Here is a 16,558-nt window from a genome sequence, read left to right as displayed (position 1 = left end):
GTAAAGCCGTCAACGCAGATGCTCGCCCAATGTCTCCCGGCCGAAGGCCCACACGACCAAGAAGCCGATGGCGATCATGGCGAAGAACATTGTGAACACGGCACCGAACCCGATCTTCGCCCCGATCATGATGCCGACGAGAGACGGCGCAATGATGGCCCCGATGCGGCCGAAGCCGGACGCCCATCCGATGCCGGAGGCGCGGGCCCTCGTCGGAAATTGCTCGACCGTGAAGATGTACGTGCCTGCCCAAGCGCCCAGCATGAAGTAGTTCACCAGGATACCGAATACGAAGATCCACACGGTGCTGTGGGCGAACCCGAACCCGAGCGCGGACAGGGCGGAGCACAGCATCGCCGGCAACAGGGTCCGCTTGCGCCCCCATTTCTCCACCAACCAGGCGGCCGTCAGATATCCAGGCACCTGCGCCAGAGTCATGATCAAGGTGTAGCTCAGGCTGTGTACCAGCGAGTACCCTTTCAGGAACAGGATGGAGGGCAGCCACAGGACCATCCCGTAGAAGGCGAAATTCATCGCGAACCAAAGCACCCAGGTGACCATGGTGCTCCGGGCGACGCCCGGCGCCCACAGGGTCGCGAAGGCGTCACGCATCGACCGGCGTTCCGTCATGGTCATGAAACGCGGGGATTCCGGCAGCTGGCGGCGCAAGACCAACACGTACAGGGCCGGGATGGCGCCAATCAGGAAGACGACCCGCCAGCCTACCGACGGGATCACCAGATTGGAGATGAGCGCTGCACACAGGGACCCGAAGGCGTAAAACATCTCCAGGAGCACCACGTGCCGGCCGCGCCGGTCGTCCGCAGAGGACTCCAGCACGTAGGTGGTGGCGACAGGCAACTCCCCGCCGAGTCCGAACCCCACCAGAAAACGCAGGACGTAGAAGATGCCTACGCCCCAAGCGAAAGCCGTCAAACCGGTGGCCACGCTGTAGATCAGCAGGGTCCACATGAACACCGCCTTACGGCCGAACCGGTCGGCCAACAGACCCGCCAGCGCGGCGCCGACGGCCATCCCGATGAACCCCATGCTGCTCAGATACCCCTGCGTCGCCGGACTCAGATGCCACTGAGCGGCCACAGCGACGAGGATGTAGGCCACCAGATTGACGTCCATCGAGTCGAACAACAGGCCGATGCCGGATACCGTGATCAACCGTTTCGCGGAAGGTACCGGTTTGACGTGGGTAGACATCACCGCGGGATCGACGCTCATCCATGTCACTCCTTTGTCATCGACATGTGGATATATACCGTCATATGCCCACCCTGGGCCGGTGGTGCAGGGTCCATGCAGCGGAATGGGGGCGAATGCGCCTCGCGCGCCGGGGCCGCAGGGCGCCGGAGAACGGCCTGTTGGAGCAGACTTTTCATTGAAATGGGGGTGGGCTTGGGCTAGAGTGGAGACAGCCGGGCGAATGCCCACTGTTCGGAACGATGAGGAGGAACCTGTGTGGGGCGAGTGGTCATACAGGCTGGACATGCAGGGACGGGAAAATCCACGCGCATCGCCCGGTCCATCGCCGACGCGCTGGCGGACAGCCCGTTCGGCAGCCGCCTGTTGTGGGTGGTGCCGCAGGACGCGTCCTACGCCTGTGAACGTCTGTTGATGCGATACGCACCGGCCGCCATGCGGGCCGAGGTGTTGACGGTGCCGCGCCTGGCTGAGCAGGTGAACCAGGACCTCGGGGTGATGGCCGGCCAGCCTGTGAACATGACCGGCAAGCGGTTGCTCCTGGCGGACGTGTTTCAGGAGATCGGCGGCGGGTTGCAGGTGCTGCGGCGGGACCAGCCGTCTATCCGGTTTCTCGACGGCGTGCTGGAGGTCTTCGCCGAGATGTCGAGCCATCTGGTGTCCCTGCATCAGGTGGAGGCCTTGCTCGAGACGGCCGCGACCCGTCTGGCGGAGGCGGGGATGGAGGTGCAGGTGTCCGGGCCCTCGCTCATCGGAAAGCTGCGCGATGTGTGCACCCTCTATCACCGGTTTCAAGCGCGCCTGTCCGCCCTCGGCCTGTACGATCCGGTCGAGTTGCCGGCCTGGCTGGCGGAGCACGTGGCCCGCTGGCCGGCGCTCACCGGCGCGCGCGTGTTCGTCGACGGCTTCGACGAACTGCCGCCCAGGGACACCCGTTTTCTGCTGGCGATCGCCGAGGCGGCGGAAGAGACCGTGTTCTCGGTGACGCTGGATCCCGCGTGGCTCTCCCATGCGCTCCGGGAGGGGCCTGAGAGAGTGGACGGCGCCGAGGCGGGGGGCACGGACGTGCCTCCTCTGATGCGCCTGTTGGCGAAGCTGCCCGATCCGGAAGCGGTTTGGGCACCGCAGACCCTGGCGTGGACCGTGCGCCTGCTGGAGGCGTGTCGCGAACGGGGGTTGCCGGTCGCGGTCGCACCGACGACGGGATCGGCCGATCGCGCGGGACCTGTCCGGCTGTGGTTGGAGGCAGGGCTCTTCGGCGACGGAGTCGCGGATGTGGCGGAGGTTCGCGCGGAGGCGGAGGCTCGCGTGGACGCGGGCCATCGACGGGATGCGGCAGCCTGTTCGAATGGGGCCCCTCGTTGCGAGGCGCCCATCGCCGTGGCCGCGGCGCAAAACCTGCGGCGCGAAGCGGACGGGGTTGCACGGGCGGTGCTGCGTCTGGTCCATGAATCGGGATTCCGGTTTGGGGACATCGCCGTGTTGGTCCCCGACCTCCCTGAGTACGCGCCGCTTCTGCGGGACGCGTTCGGGCGCCACGGCGTGGACGCCTATGTGGACGATTTCCCGCCGCTGGCGACCCATCCACTCGGGCGGTTCATCCTCGCCGCATTGGAGAGTGTGGAGGACAACGCGTCGACCGAGGCCGTGGCGCGACTGCTCAAGACGGAGTTCTGCGGCCTGCGCCGCCAGGACGCGGACTGGTTGGAGGCGTACTTGCGGCGCCATGAGGTGTCCGGTGTGGCCGCGTGGGCCGCGGCGGCGCCGTGGCAGTTCGCGTACGACGCCAGGCCGGACGACGCCAGAGCGGGTGCGGCCCAGGCCGACGACGCGCAGGCGGATGCGCTGCGCAGGCAGTTGGCGGAACGCTTCCTGCCCCTGTGGCAGGGACTTCAGGAGGAGCGGATGACCCCGGGCGAGGTGGCGGAGGCGCTCTGGGGAACGCTTCAGCGCACCGATGCCAAGCGCATCGTCGCAGAGTGGATGGTGGGCGAGGCGGGTGCCACGAGCCCCTTGGAGGCGAGTCTCCACGAACAGGCGTGGCAGCGCGTGCTGGCGCTCCTGCAGGACTTGGCCGATACCCTCCCCGCTGCGCGCCTGAGCCGGTCGTTTTTGTTTGAACTCATCCGAACGGACCTCGTCCATCAATCGTTGTCCACTATCCCCGCGGGGATGGATCAGGTGTTGGTGACGGAGATCCGCCGTGCCCGGGCGCTGCACGTGCCGGTGCTGTTCCTCCTCGGCGCGGTCGACGGGGTCTTTCCGAGGCGCGTACGGCCGCAGGGGATGTTGCAAGACGAGGAACGCCTGATGTTCGAGCGCCTCTTCGGGCGGCCGGTCGGGTACACGTCGGCGGAGCTGCAGCTGTGCGAACGCGCCGTCGTCCACACCGCGCTCACCCGCGGGGCGCAACGGCTCTTCCTCACCTATCCGCTTTCAGATGAGGCGGGCAAGGCGGCCCGCCCGTCACGGGTGGTGGAACGGCTTCGAGCGTTGCCCGCAGGCGCGATCGAAACCCAGATCTGGTTAGAGGACGCCCTTTGGGACGAGCCCCAGGTGTGGACGCCCCGCGCCGCGCTCGACACGTGGATCGGTGTGGTCGAACAGGCGCGCCGCACAGGCCGCGTTCCCGAGGCGGCGGTGCGGGTGTTCGACTGGCTCCTTGGAGAGGACGCCGTCCGGAGCCGTCTGAATGCTGCGCTGGCCGGCCTGGGTTTTACGGCGGCCGCCCGGCCCCTGCCGGCCCGCTTGGCGAGTGCCCTGTACGGGCAGCCTCTGCGCATGCACGTCCACCAGCTGGAGGCGTTCGCCGCCTGCCCGTTCCAGCACTTCGTCCGGTACGGCTTGCGCGTCGGCGACGAGGATGTCGCCCGGGCCGCCCGCGCGGCGCGGGGGAACTTGATCCACGACGTGCTGGAGCGGTTCGTCCAAGAGCACGCGGCGGCGCCGGAGGCTTGGCGCGCCCTGTCGGACGAAGAGGCCGTGGAACGAGTCCGGGCCCGCTTCGCCGAGGTGCTGCAACAGCCGCGCACCCAGGCCTGGCGGCGCCGGGCCACGCGTCTGGAGGTGGCCCGTACGGCCCTCGGGGTGATCGAAAAGGCCGCTGTCGTCCTGACGCGCCACGTCCGCCACGGGCGCTTTTTGCCGGTGCACAGCGAGCTGTCGTTCGGCGATGATGCACGAGGCGGATTGCCTTCGTTGGAAGTGGCACTGCCAGGCGGCGGTGCGGTGCGGGTGCACGGGCGGATCGACCGCGTCGACCTCGCCGAGGCGGAGGGACGCCTGGCCTTCCGGGTGATGGACTACAAGAGCAACATGGGCGTCGCGCTCGACCTGCTCAAGGTGCACCATGGCCTGCAGTTGCAGCTTCCCCTGTACGCGGCGGTCGTCGCCCATCACGCACGGGTACTGTTTGGCACCGAGGCGGAGCCGGCCGGTGTCCTCTACATGCCGGTGGGGCGCAGCCCGCGCACCGTACGGGTGCCGGAGCCGGGGGACGAGGCGCGGGTGCAGGCGTACCGCAGCATGCGGCCGCGGGGGCTGTTGGTCGCGGATCCAGAACTCGTCGCGTGGATGGACGAACGGCTTCCGGATGGTTCGGAGACCGAGCTGTTCGGAAAGGTGTTCACGAGAGACGGGCGCTTCACGAAAGGAGCGCCGGTGGCTGGCCCGGACGAATGGCGCGGGATGCTGCAGAAGGTCCTCGCCCATGTGCGGGAGGTTTCGGCGCGTGTGGCCGGCGGCGAGATTCAGATTGCGCCGTATCAGCTGAGCCTGGACGATCACGCGTGCAAACGCTGCCCTCTGCAAGCGGTGTGCCACCTCGACCGGCGCTGGGAGCGGCCGATGCGGCGGTTGGAGCGGCTTGATCGGGGAGACGTCCTGGCGGACTGGGCGGCCGGGGAGGAGGGGAGACGGTGAGTTCGTCTCGGGACACGGGCGGCAGCGGGACAAGGCTGGAGGCACGGTGGTCCGGGCGGCAGCGGGAAGCCATCCTGACCCGCGGTCAGAACGTGCTGGTCTCCGCCGGCGCTGGGTCAGGGAAGACCTCGGTGCTGGTGGAGCGCGTGGTGCAGTGCGTCACCGGGCCCGGTGCACTGGATCTGGACCGCCTGTTGATGGTGACATTCACGGAGGCCGCGGCGGCCGAGATGCGCCACCGCATCGCTGCGCGCCTGGAGGCCTTGGCCAAGGACGCCGCCGCTCGCGGCGACGCGGCGGAAGTGCGGCAGGCGCACCGGCAGCTGGATCTGCTCGACCGGGCGCAGATCTCGACGCTGCACAGCTTTTGCATGGAGGTCGTGCGCCGGAACTTCCTGGCGCTCGGCCTGGAGCCGGTGTTCGATATCCTGCCGGAGGACGAGCGCACACCGCTGCGCGCAGGGGTGTTCGAGGAGCTGATGGAGGCGTGGCTGTCCGGGGGCCGGGAGGAGGACGTTCGGCGTGTGGCGCGGGACCTGTGCGCGGACGATCTGGACGCCCTGTGGCCGCTGGTGGACCGGTTGGACACCTTCGCCCAGAGCCAGCCCTACCCTTCGGATTGGTTGGCGGCGGTGCGGCGGATGTATGAGGAGGCAGGCGCTGTCGAGACTGCCTGCTGGCCCTGGACGCAGGCGTTCCTGCAGTGGGCGGCGCGGCAGGTGGAGGAAGCGGCGGAGGTGTTCGCGGAGGCGCTGCGGATGACCACGGGGTGGCCGGAGCTCGACGCGTACGGCCGCGACCTCGCGAATGCCCGCGCCTTGGCCCGCGAGGCCGCCGGCTGGCTCGGAACATGGGCGGGCGTGCCCGAGGCGGTGAGGTGCCTGGGCGCCATCTTCAGCGGAAAGCGGGTCTCCGCGCCGAACCGGCCGGAGTTCAAGGCCGTCAAGGATCTGCGCACAAAGGGCCGGAACCGCATCCAAGAGGTGCTCGACATCCTGTCGCGGGGCGAGGCGGACCTCCGCGCCGACGTGGCGCGGCTGGCACCCGCGGTGACGGCGCTCGTCGATCTGACATCCGCGTTCGCTGCCCGCTACGAGGCCGCCAAGCGGCGGCGCGGGGTGCTGGATTTCAGCGATTTGGAGCAGTTCGCCCACCGGGTCCTGAGCGACCCGGCGACGGGTGAGGCGCGGCGTCTGCAGACGCATTACGCCGAGATCTTCGTCGACGAGTACCAGGACACGAGCCCCATCCAGGACGCCATCGTCACGGCCATCGCGCGACCGCCCGGGAACGTGTTCGTGGTGGGCGACGTGAAGCAGAGCATCTACCGATTCCGCATGGCCGAACCTCAGTTGTTCCTCGAACGGTACCGGGGGCAGGCGGGGGGCCGCGTGATCGACCTGACCGACAACTACCGCAGCCGGGCTGAGGTGGTCGACGCGGTGAACTTCTTCTTCTCCCAATTCTTCTCACCTCCGTTCGGCGGTATCGCCTACGACGACGGCGGGGCGATGAACGCCGCGGCTCCGTATCCGGCGGACGGCTGCGAAGGAAGGTTGGCCGGCCCGGTAGAGGTGCATCTGGTGGAGCGCGGCGACGCGGCGCAGGCCGGCGGTGTGGCGGGCGGTGCCCAGGGGGAGGAAGAAGAAGCACCGGAGGCGGATCGCGGCGACCGGGCCCCGGCTGGCGCCGGTGAAGGTGACGGTGAGGCCGGGGACGGAAGCGCCGAGGGATCCGGGGGCGAAGGAGACCTCGAGGCGATGATAGAGGAGCTCACCCACTTGGAGAAGGAGGCGCTGGTAGTCGCCCGGCGTATCCAGGAGTTGTTGGGGCGCGTTCCGGGCTGCCCGGCGGCCCAGGTGTGGGACCGGGACGAGGGCCGGTATCGCCCGCTGCGCTGCCGGGACATCGTGGTCCTGCTGCGCGCCGCCCGCGCAAAGGTGAACGTCTTCCTCGAGGTGTTTGCGCAGGCCGGGATCCCCGCGTACGGAGCCACGTCCGTTGGATTTTACGGGGCGCTGGAGGTACAGTGGCTCCTCGCGGCGCTGACGGTGATCGACAATCCCCGGCACGACCTGGATTTCGTGACGCTGCTGCGCTCACCCATCGGCGAGTTCCGCGACGATGAACTGGCCCGCATCCGTCTGTTGGGGCGCGGCATGTTCTACGACGCGTGGCGGCGGGCGGCGGCCGGCCGCGTCGAGGCCTGGGCCGAGGTGGCGGACACCGGGGCCGCCGGGTGGCAGGAGCGGCTGGTCGCAAAGGTGCGCGCCTTTCACGGCCGCTTGAGCGCTTGGCGCGCCCTGGCGCGTCGGGCCACTGCGGAAGAGGTATTGCGGCGCATCCTCGAGGACACGGGGTTTTTGGCGTTCGTCTCCGGGATGCCGGGCGGCCCGGGCCGGCGGGCGAACGTGGAGGCCTTGCTCGGGAAGGCGCGGGCCTACGATCGACGCTACCCGGACGGGGTGTTCGGATTCATCCGCCGCGCCAAGGAGGCGCTCGAGCGGGACGTGGATGAAGGCGAGGCCCGCACGCTCGGAGAGAGCGAGGATGTGGTGCGCGTGATGACCATCCACCAGAGCAAGGGACTGGAGTATCCAGTGGTGTTCGTCGCGGACCTGGGAAAGCAGTTCCGCGTCGACACGCGCCTGCCCTTGCACCGCACCCTGGGGGTGGGCCCGGCGATCGTCGACGTCGACACGGAGCAGCGCTGGCCGACGTTACCGTCCATCGCCATCCAGGAGCTCGAGCTGACGCAAACGTTGGCGGAGGAGGCGCGCGTGTTGTACGTGGCGATGACGCGCGCGCGGGAACGGTTGATCCTGGTCGGCTCGGGGAAGGACCTGGCCAAGCAGGCGGCGCGCTGGCTGCCGCTGGCGCAGGCGGACGCGGTCGCGTTGCCCCTGTACGGAATGGTGCGGGCCAAGTCGTACCTCGATTGGCTCGGCCCGGCCCTCCTGCGGCACCGGGACGGTGCGCCCTTGCGACGGTTGGCGGAAGAGGCGGGGATTCAGACCGCTTGGCATCCCGGCCCGGTGTACGATCACCCGGCCCGTTTCGCGGTGACCCTGTGGAACACGGCGGACGGACGCCGGCTGCCGTTGCCGTCCGCCGGCGTGGTGGGGACAGCGGGGGAAGCGGCTGCCGGGAGTCTGTTCCGGCCGGAGGTGTTTGCCAGCGGCGATGCGGCGCGGATTCGGGAGCATCTGGCGGAGCTGGCTCAACCGGCGTGCCCGCCGGGGCATGGGGACGGGCGGATGGCGCCGCCGCAGCAGGGGGTGGCTGCGGGAGACGGGGCCTCCTCCGGCGCAATTTCTGCGGCGCAGCTGCGGGACGGTTTGACGCTGTGGAAGCCCGATGTGGCGAGGACCCCCATCCCTGGGAAGCTGTCGGCCACCGATCTGCGCCGCATCTGGGCCCACCACCTGCGGCGGACGGATCCGCAGGGCGTCCCGGAGGCTGCCGTCCACCCGTCGGCCGCTGCGCACCTGCTCGACGATCCCGCTTTCCACCGGCCGGACGCCGTCACGCCCCGGGAGCGCGGCGTGCTGTTCCACGCGCTGATGCAGCGGGTGGACTTCGCTGCGAAGCCGAGCCGGGGCGTGGTGGAAGCGGCGCTGGACGAGATGGTGCGGATGGGCCTCATCACGGAGCGGGAACGGGACCCGGGCTTGGTGGAGGATGGTTGGGCGTTCCTCGCCTCGCCGCTCGGCCGCCGCTTGGCGCGGGCGCGCCGGGTGTGGCGCGAGCAGCCGTTCTTCTACCGGATCCCGGTGCCCGAACCCGCGCCGGCCGGGGCCAGCCCCGACCGGCGGGCAGTCGGTTTGTCGTGGTGCAGGGCGTGATCGACTGCCTCGCCGAAGAGGAGGATGGGTGGCTGATCGTCGACTACAAGACGGACCGCATCGGGGCGCGGGCGTTGCAGGCGCAGGCGCGGGAGTATGAAGCGCAGGTGGCGGCGTACGTGGAGGCGGTGCGCACGGCGCTCGGGGGCGGCCGCGTGGAGGCGTACCTGTACTTCGTCCACCCGAGGGCCGCTGTGCAGGTGGACGCGGTGCCGTTGAGCCGCGTGATCGACACGCTGGTGCAAGTGCCGGGCACGCCGGAGCGGTGACCCGTGGTCATGGCCACGGCGTGCCCTGTGGATGCGCCTCCCCATCCTGGAGGATGAGGAGGCGTGTTCGGACGAAAAAATGACGGAACTATCCGCAACCCGGCGAGAATTCGCGTCTCGCCGGGTTGTTCGCCGCGAAGTGCTGGATTTCGGGCAAATCGGCGCAATGTGAACGGATTTTCGGATTCCTTCGTCCTTCGAAAGAGCGTAGAATCTAGGCATCCTAGGCGGAATCCGGAGGCGGCGATGGAGACCTGGCAACGAAATCTGTGGCTGTTGTGGTTCGGCGTCCTGGTGACGTCGGCCAGTTTTTCCATGGTGGTCCCGTTTTTGCCCTTGTTCCTTTTGAAGATTGGCGTCAATCAGCACACGGAGCTTTGGTCTGGGCTCCTGTACAGCATCACCTTCTTGACCGGTGCGCTGGTCTCCCCGTACTGGGGGTCGCTGGCCGACAAGTACGGCCGGAAGCCGATGATCCTGCGAGCCGGTTTTTCTCTTTGCATCCTGTACATCCTCACCTCGTTGGTGAGCAATCCGTACGAATTGTTGGTTCTGCGCGCGCTGCAGGGGGCCTTGGCGGGATACGTGCCGGGGGCCATCGCACTGGTGGCGACGAACACGCCGGAGGCGCGGGTCGGGTATGCGCTCGCCCTGATGTCGACCGGCAACGCGGTGGGCGGCATCCTCGGGCCGCTGTTGGGCGGCGGGATCGCCCGGTGGTGGGGCAACCGGGTCGCGTTCGCGAGCGCGGGCGTGCTGGTGCTCTTCGCGACCCTGCTGGTCTTGTTCTTCGTCACGGAGGAGAAGTTCGTCCCGAGCAAGACGCGCAGCTCCGTCATCGAGGCGCTGCGCCTCGCCGCGGCCAACCGTGCCTTCCTCATGACGCTCGGCCTGACGGTGCTGACGACGTTCTCCATCATGACGATTGAGCCGGTCTTGCCCCTGTACATCGCCCAGCTGGGCGGATCCCTGCAGGACGCCTCGCTGTTGGCGGGCATCGTATTCTCCCTGGCGGGGGTGGCGAGCGTATTGTTCGCGCCGCGGTGGGGCCGCTGGGCGGACCGAGCCGGGTTCCAAAAGGTGCTGTTGATTGGACTCATCGGCGGCGGGATTGGCAATTTGGCTCAGATCCCGTTTCACGACATCTGGGGCTTCTCCATCGTCCGCTTCCTGTACGGGGCGTTCTTCTGCGCAGTCTTCCCGGCCCTCAACGGCCTGGTGGTCTCCACAACCGAACCGGAGTTCCGCGGCCGGGCGTTCGGGCTCAACCAGACCGCCAACCAGGTGGGCAACATGGTCGGGCCGTTGGTGGGCGGAGCCATCGGCGGGGCGTTCGGGCCGCACAGTGTATTTCTCGTCACCGGTTTGCTGCTGCTGGTGACGAGCGGTGTGGCGTTTTGGTCCAACCGCTGGGTCCCCCGCGGCAAGAGCCCCGTGCAGAATCCCTCGGTGACCTCTGGCACGGCGACCTGACGTGGTCGCGGTCGAGCGGGATCGATCGCGCTGAAAAAAAGGGGAGAAGAGAGAGGAGGGGGAGTCGAAGCTCCCCTCCTGGCGTGACCAGGCATGAACGGGATGTGGTCCAGGTTCACGCGATGATCTGTTGTTTTGCACGGCTTTTCTCGTTCCGGCCGCCGAACAGAAACGTCACCACGGCGTTGGTGCGCCGGCGCGCCTTGCTGATGAACAGCGGTGTCAGCACCATGACTGCCACGAGATTGACCAACAACCCCCAAAATCCCTCGTACACGCCATGGGCGTTGTGGGTGGCATACAGGTAGAACACCGTCGCCAGGCCGGCCAGAAGGCCGCCCGTCACCGCCTCCTTCGGCAGGTTGCGGAAGTACAGGCTCAACACGACCGCCGGGAAGGTCTGAACGATGCCGGAGACGCCCATCAACTGCAATGACACGAGTGCGGTCGGGAACGCGAGCCCGAACAAGAGGGCGAGGCCGATGACGACGAACACCATCGAACGAGTCACCAGGGTCAGCCGTTTCGGGCTGGCGTCCGGCCGGATCAAGTCGCGGTAGATGTTGTTCGCGAACAAGTTGCTGGCACCGATGGCCATGATGGAGCAAGGCACCAGCGACGCCAGGGCGATGGTCGCGTAGGCGAGGCCCTGGGTGAAGCCGCCGTACGAGTCGTGAATGAGCGTCAGGAACGCCAGACGCGGGTTGGTCCCCTGCGGAACGACCATGAATGCCAGGATCCCGAGAAAGGTCACCAGCATCAGGACGATGTTGTACAGTGGCAGGACGATGGCGTTCTTCTTGAGGATGTCCGCACTCTTCGAGCTGAAGGTCCCGGTCGCCGTATGAGGCCACATGAACAGAGCCATCGCAGAGATCAGGGCTGCGGTGGAGAACCACAGGATGCCCTTCGGGCCCGAGGTTGGCAGTACCAGCATCTTCGGATGCTGCGTCGCGACTGCTTGCAGCATCTGCCCCCAGCCGCCGAAGTGGAGGATAGGCAGGGAGATGACGAGGAACAGCATCACCACCCAGACCAGGATGTCCTTGATGATGGCGGTATACGTCGGCGCCTTGAGGCCGCTGAAGAACGTGTACAGCGCAACGAGAAGGAACGACACGATCACGATCAGCTTGACGTTGACCAATCCCGCGCCCGCCACCTGCAGGGTGTCGAGGATGCCGCTCAGCTGCAGGTCGATGTACGGGATGAGCATGAGGACGCCGGTGATGGCCACCAGGAAGGATAGGAGCTTGCTGTCGAAACGGCCGCCCACGTAGTCGGCCAGGGTCATGTAGCCGTGTTCTTTGGCCACCCGCCATAATTTTGGCAGGAAGAAATACGCCATCGGATAGGCGAGCACCACGTACGGCGTCGCGAAGAAGGCGATGCTACCGCCGCTGTACGCGGAACTGGTCAATCCGAGGAACGTGTACGCCGTGTATACGTCGGCGCCCACGAGAAACCACACGAACAGGCTGCCGAGGCGCCGGCCGCCGACGGACCACTCCTCCACGGAGCTGCGCGCTTCTTTGTCGCGTCCCGCCAGAAACCCGATGAGCACGACGGCGAGGACGAGCACGGATGTGACCGCGAAAGCCATGGAATGGCCGTGCATCATGCCTCCGCCTCCTTTCTCAGAATCCAGTGGATGGCGAGGGTGAACAACGGCGTGAGCAGCATCCAGATCAAGAGCCAGAAGTGCAATAGCGGGAAGCCCAGCACCATTGGATGGATCCGGTTTACCCAAGGCAACGCAACGAGCTGTGCGAGAAACGGGATGATGAACAAAAAAAAGACGGCCAATCGGCGCAAGTCGTTATCCTCCCTTTCCAATCCCAATCTGAAGGTGCAAACGATTACATCCGGATTGTACGAGGCTACACTTGTGAAATCAAATAAAAGTGGATTGAAAAGGTAAGGAATTTACAGATTCAATCCCGATCGGCGAGCGGTTCCGGGGACCATTGGGGGAGCTGCGCGGCGATGGCGGGATCGGTGATCCGAATGTCGACCCGGGGCAGATGCAGGGCCTCCACCTGGGCCGGACTGACCTGCATCGGGCGCCAGTGCGCGGGCACCTGTGCGAACACCGCGTCGATGTCCGCGATCAGCCGGTCGACATCGATGGACTCGTACTCGGGCCGAAGCGGGTTCAGGTACTCGCGGGCACGCTGCCACATCCGCCAGGCGCCGCGGACGTTGCCGTTTTCCAAGTGGTAGAGGCACACCGCCACCTGAATCAGGCCTTTCAGCCCGACGGGGCGGCCGCTGTCGAGCCAAAGGGATTCACCGTACTCGTGGCATTCGAAGTAATCGCGTGTGATGTTGAAACAGTACAGGTAGGACATCAGGCGAGCGTCCATGACTTCACCTCGGGATGGCGGGGACCGCACAGGGGGCGGTACGGCGACCCGGTTCGTGCGCGTGCCCGCATGATGTGGTGTATACTGGCCTCAGTCGGAAGAAGTGGGTGTGCGCCCTCGGTACCGTGAGCGGCGCGGGCACCTGCAACCGCATTCAGGACCATGTTATCACGCAGGTCTGAGCCTGCACAGGCCCAGGGAGGACAAGCCTTGGAACGGACGCGCATTGTGCTGGACGTGGATACGGGTGTCGACGACGCCCTGGCCATCCTGTACGCCTTGCGATCCCCGCATCTGGAGGTGCTCGGGATCACCACCTGTTTCGGAAACGTGGACGTCGACCAGGCGACGCGAAACACCTTGTGTCTCGTCGAGCTGTGCGGTGCGGACGTCCCCGTGTTCCGCGGGGCCGATCGCCCCATCCTGCGCGAGTGGAGTGGACCGGTGCCGTGGATTCACGGTGAGGACGGGCTCGGCGATACACGGCTGGCCGAGCCGCACCGGCGGGCGGAGGAGCAGGATGCCGCCGCATTCATCCGCGAGACCATCCGGCGCTATCCTGGCGAGGTGGTGCTGGTGCCGGTGGCGCGCATGACCAACGTCGCGAGGGCGTTTCTGTTCGATCCCGATCTGGCCCGGCTGGTCCGCGGCGTGGTGTTCATGGGAGGCGCCGCGTTCTGTCCGGGCAACGTGACGGCCGTGGCCGAAGCCAACCTCTGGGGGGACCCGGAGGCGGCCGCCATCGTCCTGCGCTCCGGGGCGCCGCTGACGATGGTCGGCCTCGACGTCACGATGCAGGCCCGATTGACCGAAGGGGACCTGGCGCGCATCGACCCCGGGCTGCCCTATGCGCGGGTGATCCGGGACGCCGTCTCCTTTTACATGAACGCGTACGAGGAGACGCAGGGTGTCAAGGGGCGCTGGTGTCCTCTGCACGATCCGTTGGCTGTCGCCGTCGCCGAGGATCCGACGCTGTGCACGACACGGCCGTATTCGGTGCGCGTGTCGTGCGATGGGATCACGGCGGGCATGACGGTGGTCGACGCACGCCCGCACGCCGAGGGCGAGGCCAACGTGCAGGTGTGCGTCGAGGTGGACGCGGAGCGGTTCTTGGCCCGCTTCCGAGCGCGGATCGGCATCGCGGTCGACAAGGACTGAACCGGGCGGTCCCGGGGCGGCCATGGAAATCCAGCGCAAGGAAGGAGACGGGGGGTGAACGAAATGGGGGAGTGGACGTGGCTGTTCACCCGGTTTCCGCTGGCTGACATGGAACTGGTCGCGGAGCCGATGGATCCGCGGATCGCCAACGTGCTGGTGCGCACGCTCCGCCGGCTTCCCGATGACGGGAGCGGGGAAGGGCCGAAGTACGAGGTCCGCGTGGCGCCGCACAACGTCGCGCCGTTCCGCGGGGGCCCCTGGCTTCGGACGTTCACAGAGCGGGAGTTGGAACAGCCGGGCGCCGAGATCGCCCGCTTCCGGGCGGATTTGCTGTCGGAGATCGCGCGGTGTAAGGGCCGTTCCGGCGAAACCGGGGAGGCCCGGTGACTCGCACCGGGCCTGGGGTGGGCATCAGGCCTGCCCCGCTGGCTCGCGTGCGCCCTCCCGATGGGGATGCAAGACGGCGTACAGGGTGCGGATGGCCGGGGTATCGATCCCGTGCCGCTCGGCCAGCTCGACGAGAACCCCCTGAATGCTTTCGATCTCGATGGGCAATCCTTTCTCCAGATCACGATGCATACTCGAGGTCATCGACGCCGGCAGGCGCTCCAGCCAGCGCACCGCCTGATCCGCCGCCTCACTCGGGACCTCGGGACATTCCGCCCGGGCGACGGCGGCCGCCTCGGCGGCGAATTGGCGCATCAGACGGGACGCGGGTCCGTCTTCCCGCACCGCGCCGATGGGTTTGCGGGTCGACGCGGTCAGGCCGCTGAGGGTCGACAGGCAGATGTATTTGATCCACATGTCGACCAACACCTGTTCGCTCCGGCGGGCGATGAACCCGCGGCCCTGCAGGGTCTCGTCGATCGCGGGCAGGGCCTCCGCATCCGTCTCTGCCAGCGGGCCGTAGGTGATATCGTGCAGTTGGCTGGTGTGGACGACATCGCCGCTGGCGTCCAAGGTTGCCTCGATGTGGCACAATCCGCCGAGCAGCTGGCGCGGCGGCACGACGGAACGGAGCGCATCCAGGTGACGGATGCCGTTGAGCAGCGGCAGCACGTATGCCCCTTGTCTGGCCAGCGCTTGGACCTGAGGTAATGCGCCTTCGAGGTGGTATTGTTTGACCGCCAACAGGACCAGGCCGGGGCTCGCGATGTCTTCCGGGCGCACCGCGAGCTGCGGAGACAACTGAATGTCGCCATAGACGCTGCGCACGCGAAGCCCCCGTTCAGCCAGTTGCTGGCGGCGGCGCTCCCGGACGAGAAACGTCACAGGAATCCCGTTCTGAGCCAGGCGTGCGCCGAAGTACCCCCCGACCGCACCCGCTCCAATCACCACCACGTGCATGGACGGTTCCCCCCTTTTTGAGATCGGCGCAATTGCCGCTTGTCTGTCCATTCAGACCCCTTCATGATACCACGTTTTCTCCATGGCGTTCGGTTGTGCGCCTGACCGTTTCAGGCCTGGCCGACCGGCATACGCTGGCGGCATCCAGGAGAGAGGGAGGCGGCCGCAGTGGCACGCAAGCCAGAACTGGGCAAGTATCTGTTGTACCGGCTGTTTTCCCAACACAAGGAGATCCGCCGGCACCTGCCCGCCACCGCCCGGTATACGCCCGCCGTGTTGGCAGCGTTCCTCCGGCGGTACCGGGTTGTCTTCGTCAAACCCTCCGGTGGCAGCCGCGGACAGGGAATCCTCAAGGTGTGGCGGGATGGTGGAAAGGTCCATGTCCAACACACCGTGCACTCCCGGCGCACCTTCCGATCGGTTGAAGCGGCGGTCCGCCACGTGGAGCGGATCCGCGATCCCAAGGCGTACGTCGTGCAGCAGGGCATCCCGCTCTTCCAGGTCGGCGGCAGGCCGGTCGACATCCGGGTGATGGTGCAGCGGGAGCGGCCTGGCGGGCCGTGGTTGTACACCGGCATGGTGGCCAAAGTCGCCGGCAAGGACAGCGTCGTCACCAATGTGGCCCTCAGCCGCGGGCGAGTGATGGAGGTGGAGGCCGCCCTGCGCCAAGGGCTCGGGTGGTCGCCACAGCAGGTGCAACGGTGTGTGACGCGTCTTCGCGAGCTGGCTCTGGAGGCCGCTCGCCACTTCGACAGCTACCAGATGTACCGGGAGCTCGGGTTCGACTTCGGGATCGACACGAAAGGCCGAATCTGGCTGATTGAAGAGAACACCGGGCCGAGCCACCTGATGAAATTGTTGAAGAACCGGCCGGACATCGGCCGGCTGATGGACCGGCGATGGGCGTTGTACCAGCGGGCGTTGCGCCGATGAGCCACATTGTTGTTCAAAAATGGGTCAAAAA

Annotated in this window: 12 protein-coding genes; 7 read left to right on the top strand and 5 right to left on the bottom strand. The window is 67.1% G+C overall.

Features of this window, described 5'->3' with window-relative positions:
* Nucleotides 1-9: 9 nt before the first annotated feature.
* Nucleotides 10-1,236, bottom strand: a complete 1,227-nt coding sequence (locus tag N687_RS0105650; RefSeq protein ID WP_156040055.1) for an MFS transporter — start codon at nt 1,234-1,236, stop codon at nt 10-12.
* 237 nt (nt 1,237-1,473) lie between these two features.
* Between N687_RS0105650 and N687_RS0105645 the strand changes: the two genes are divergently transcribed.
* From N687_RS0105645 to N687_RS0105630, 4 genes are all read left to right on the top strand, one after another.
* Nucleotides 1,474-5,136: a PD-(D/E)XK nuclease family protein gene (locus N687_RS0105645; protein ID WP_029420932.1), complete on the top strand. Its 3,663-nt coding sequence runs from the start codon at nt 1,474-1,476 to the stop codon at nt 5,134-5,136.
* Nucleotides 5,133-8,981, top strand: coding sequence for a UvrD-helicase domain-containing protein (locus tag N687_RS0105640; RefSeq protein ID WP_051662987.1), 3,849 nt, complete (start codon nt 5,133-5,135; stop codon nt 8,979-8,981). The genes N687_RS0105645 and N687_RS0105640 overlap by 4 nt, the downstream gene beginning before the upstream one ends.
* On the top strand, nt 8,966-9,250 hold the full coding sequence (locus N687_RS23745; protein ID WP_035462073.1) for a PD-(D/E)XK nuclease family protein: 285 nt from the start codon (nt 8,966-8,968) through the stop codon (nt 9,248-9,250). The genes N687_RS0105640 and N687_RS23745 overlap by 16 nt, the downstream gene beginning before the upstream one ends.
* 246 nt (nt 9,251-9,496) lie before the next feature.
* Entirely contained in the window at nt 9,497-10,723 is a 1,227-nt protein-coding gene (locus N687_RS0105630) for an MFS transporter (protein ID WP_029420929.1), read from the top strand.
* Between the two features lie 115 nt (nt 10,724-10,838).
* Here the strand turns inward: N687_RS0105630 and N687_RS0105625 are convergent, their stop codons facing one another.
* The 3 genes from N687_RS0105625 to N687_RS22010 all read right to left on the bottom strand — a co-directional run bounded on the left by N687_RS0105625 (nt 10,839) and on the right by N687_RS22010 (nt 13,089).
* Nucleotides 10,839-12,341, bottom strand: a complete 1,503-nt coding sequence (locus N687_RS0105625) for a sodium:solute symporter family protein (RefSeq protein ID WP_029420928.1) — start codon at nt 12,339-12,341, stop codon at nt 10,839-10,841.
* A complete protein-coding gene (locus tag N687_RS0105620) occupies nt 12,341-12,538 on the bottom strand; it encodes a DUF3311 domain-containing protein (RefSeq protein ID WP_029420927.1) in 198 nt (65 codons plus the stop codon). Before N687_RS0105620 ends, N687_RS0105625 begins: the two co-directional genes overlap by 1 nt.
* 119 nt (nt 12,539-12,657) lie before the next feature.
* On the bottom strand, nt 12,658-13,089 hold the full coding sequence (locus N687_RS22010; RefSeq protein WP_051662986.1) for a DUF309 domain-containing protein: 432 nt from the start codon (nt 13,087-13,089) through the stop codon (nt 12,658-12,660).
* Nucleotides 13,090-13,299: 210 nt separating this feature from the next.
* Here N687_RS22010 and N687_RS0105610 point away from each other — a divergent pair, with 210 nt between their 5' ends.
* Nucleotides 13,300-14,247: a nucleoside hydrolase gene (locus N687_RS0105610; protein WP_029420925.1), complete on the top strand. Its 948-nt coding sequence runs from the start codon at nt 13,300-13,302 to the stop codon at nt 14,245-14,247.
* Nucleotides 14,248-14,301: 54 nt separating this feature from the next.
* Nucleotides 14,302-14,634 carry a hypothetical protein gene (locus N687_RS0105605; protein WP_029420924.1) on the top strand — a complete coding sequence of 111 codons (333 nt, stop codon included), beginning with the start codon at nt 14,302-14,304 and terminating at the stop codon, nt 14,632-14,634.
* A 24-nt stretch (nt 14,635-14,658) separates the two neighbouring features.
* Here N687_RS0105605 and N687_RS0105600 read toward each other — a convergent pair whose 3' ends face one another.
* Nucleotides 14,659-15,594, bottom strand: coding sequence for a ketopantoate reductase family protein (locus tag N687_RS0105600; RefSeq protein ID WP_029420923.1), 936 nt, complete (start codon nt 15,592-15,594; stop codon nt 14,659-14,661).
* Nucleotides 15,595-15,762: 168 nt separating this feature from the next.
* On the opposite strand from N687_RS0105600, the gene N687_RS0105595 reads away from it, so the two are divergent.
* Nucleotides 15,763-16,527, top strand: a complete 765-nt coding sequence (locus N687_RS0105595) for a YheC/YheD family protein (RefSeq protein WP_051662985.1) — start codon at nt 15,763-15,765, stop codon at nt 16,525-16,527.
* Nucleotides 16,528-16,558 lie beyond the last annotated feature (31 nt).

Source organism: Alicyclobacillus macrosporangiidus CPP55 (assembly GCF_000702485.1).
GTDB classification, from domain to species: domain Bacteria; phylum Bacillota; class Bacilli; order Alicyclobacillales; family Alicyclobacillaceae; genus Alicyclobacillus_H; species Alicyclobacillus_H macrosporangiidus_B.
The sequence above is the reverse complement of the archived record's forward strand: the minus strand, read 5'-3'. Positions and strand labels throughout refer to the sequence as shown.

What these genes read in the sequence shown, in the direction of transcription:
- N687_RS0105650 (WP_156040055.1), bottom strand. Translation starts at nt 1,236, where the DNA reads ATGAGCGTCGATCCCGCGGTGATGTCTACCCACGTCAAACCGGTACCT.
- N687_RS0105625 (WP_029420928.1), bottom strand. Translation starts at nt 12,341, where the DNA reads ATGCACGGCCATTCCATGGCTTTCGCGGTCACATCCGTGCTCGTCCTC.
- N687_RS22010 (WP_051662986.1), bottom strand. Translation starts at nt 13,089, where the DNA reads ATGGACGCTCGCCTGATGTCCTACCTGTACTGTTTCAACATCACACGC.
- N687_RS0105600 (WP_029420923.1), bottom strand. Translation starts at nt 15,594, where the DNA reads ATGCACGTGGTGGTGATTGGAGCGGGTGCGGTCGGGGGGTACTTCGGC.
- N687_RS0105630 (WP_029420929.1), top strand. Translation starts at nt 9,497, where the DNA reads ATGGAGACCTGGCAACGAAATCTGTGGCTGTTGTGGTTCGGCGTCCTG.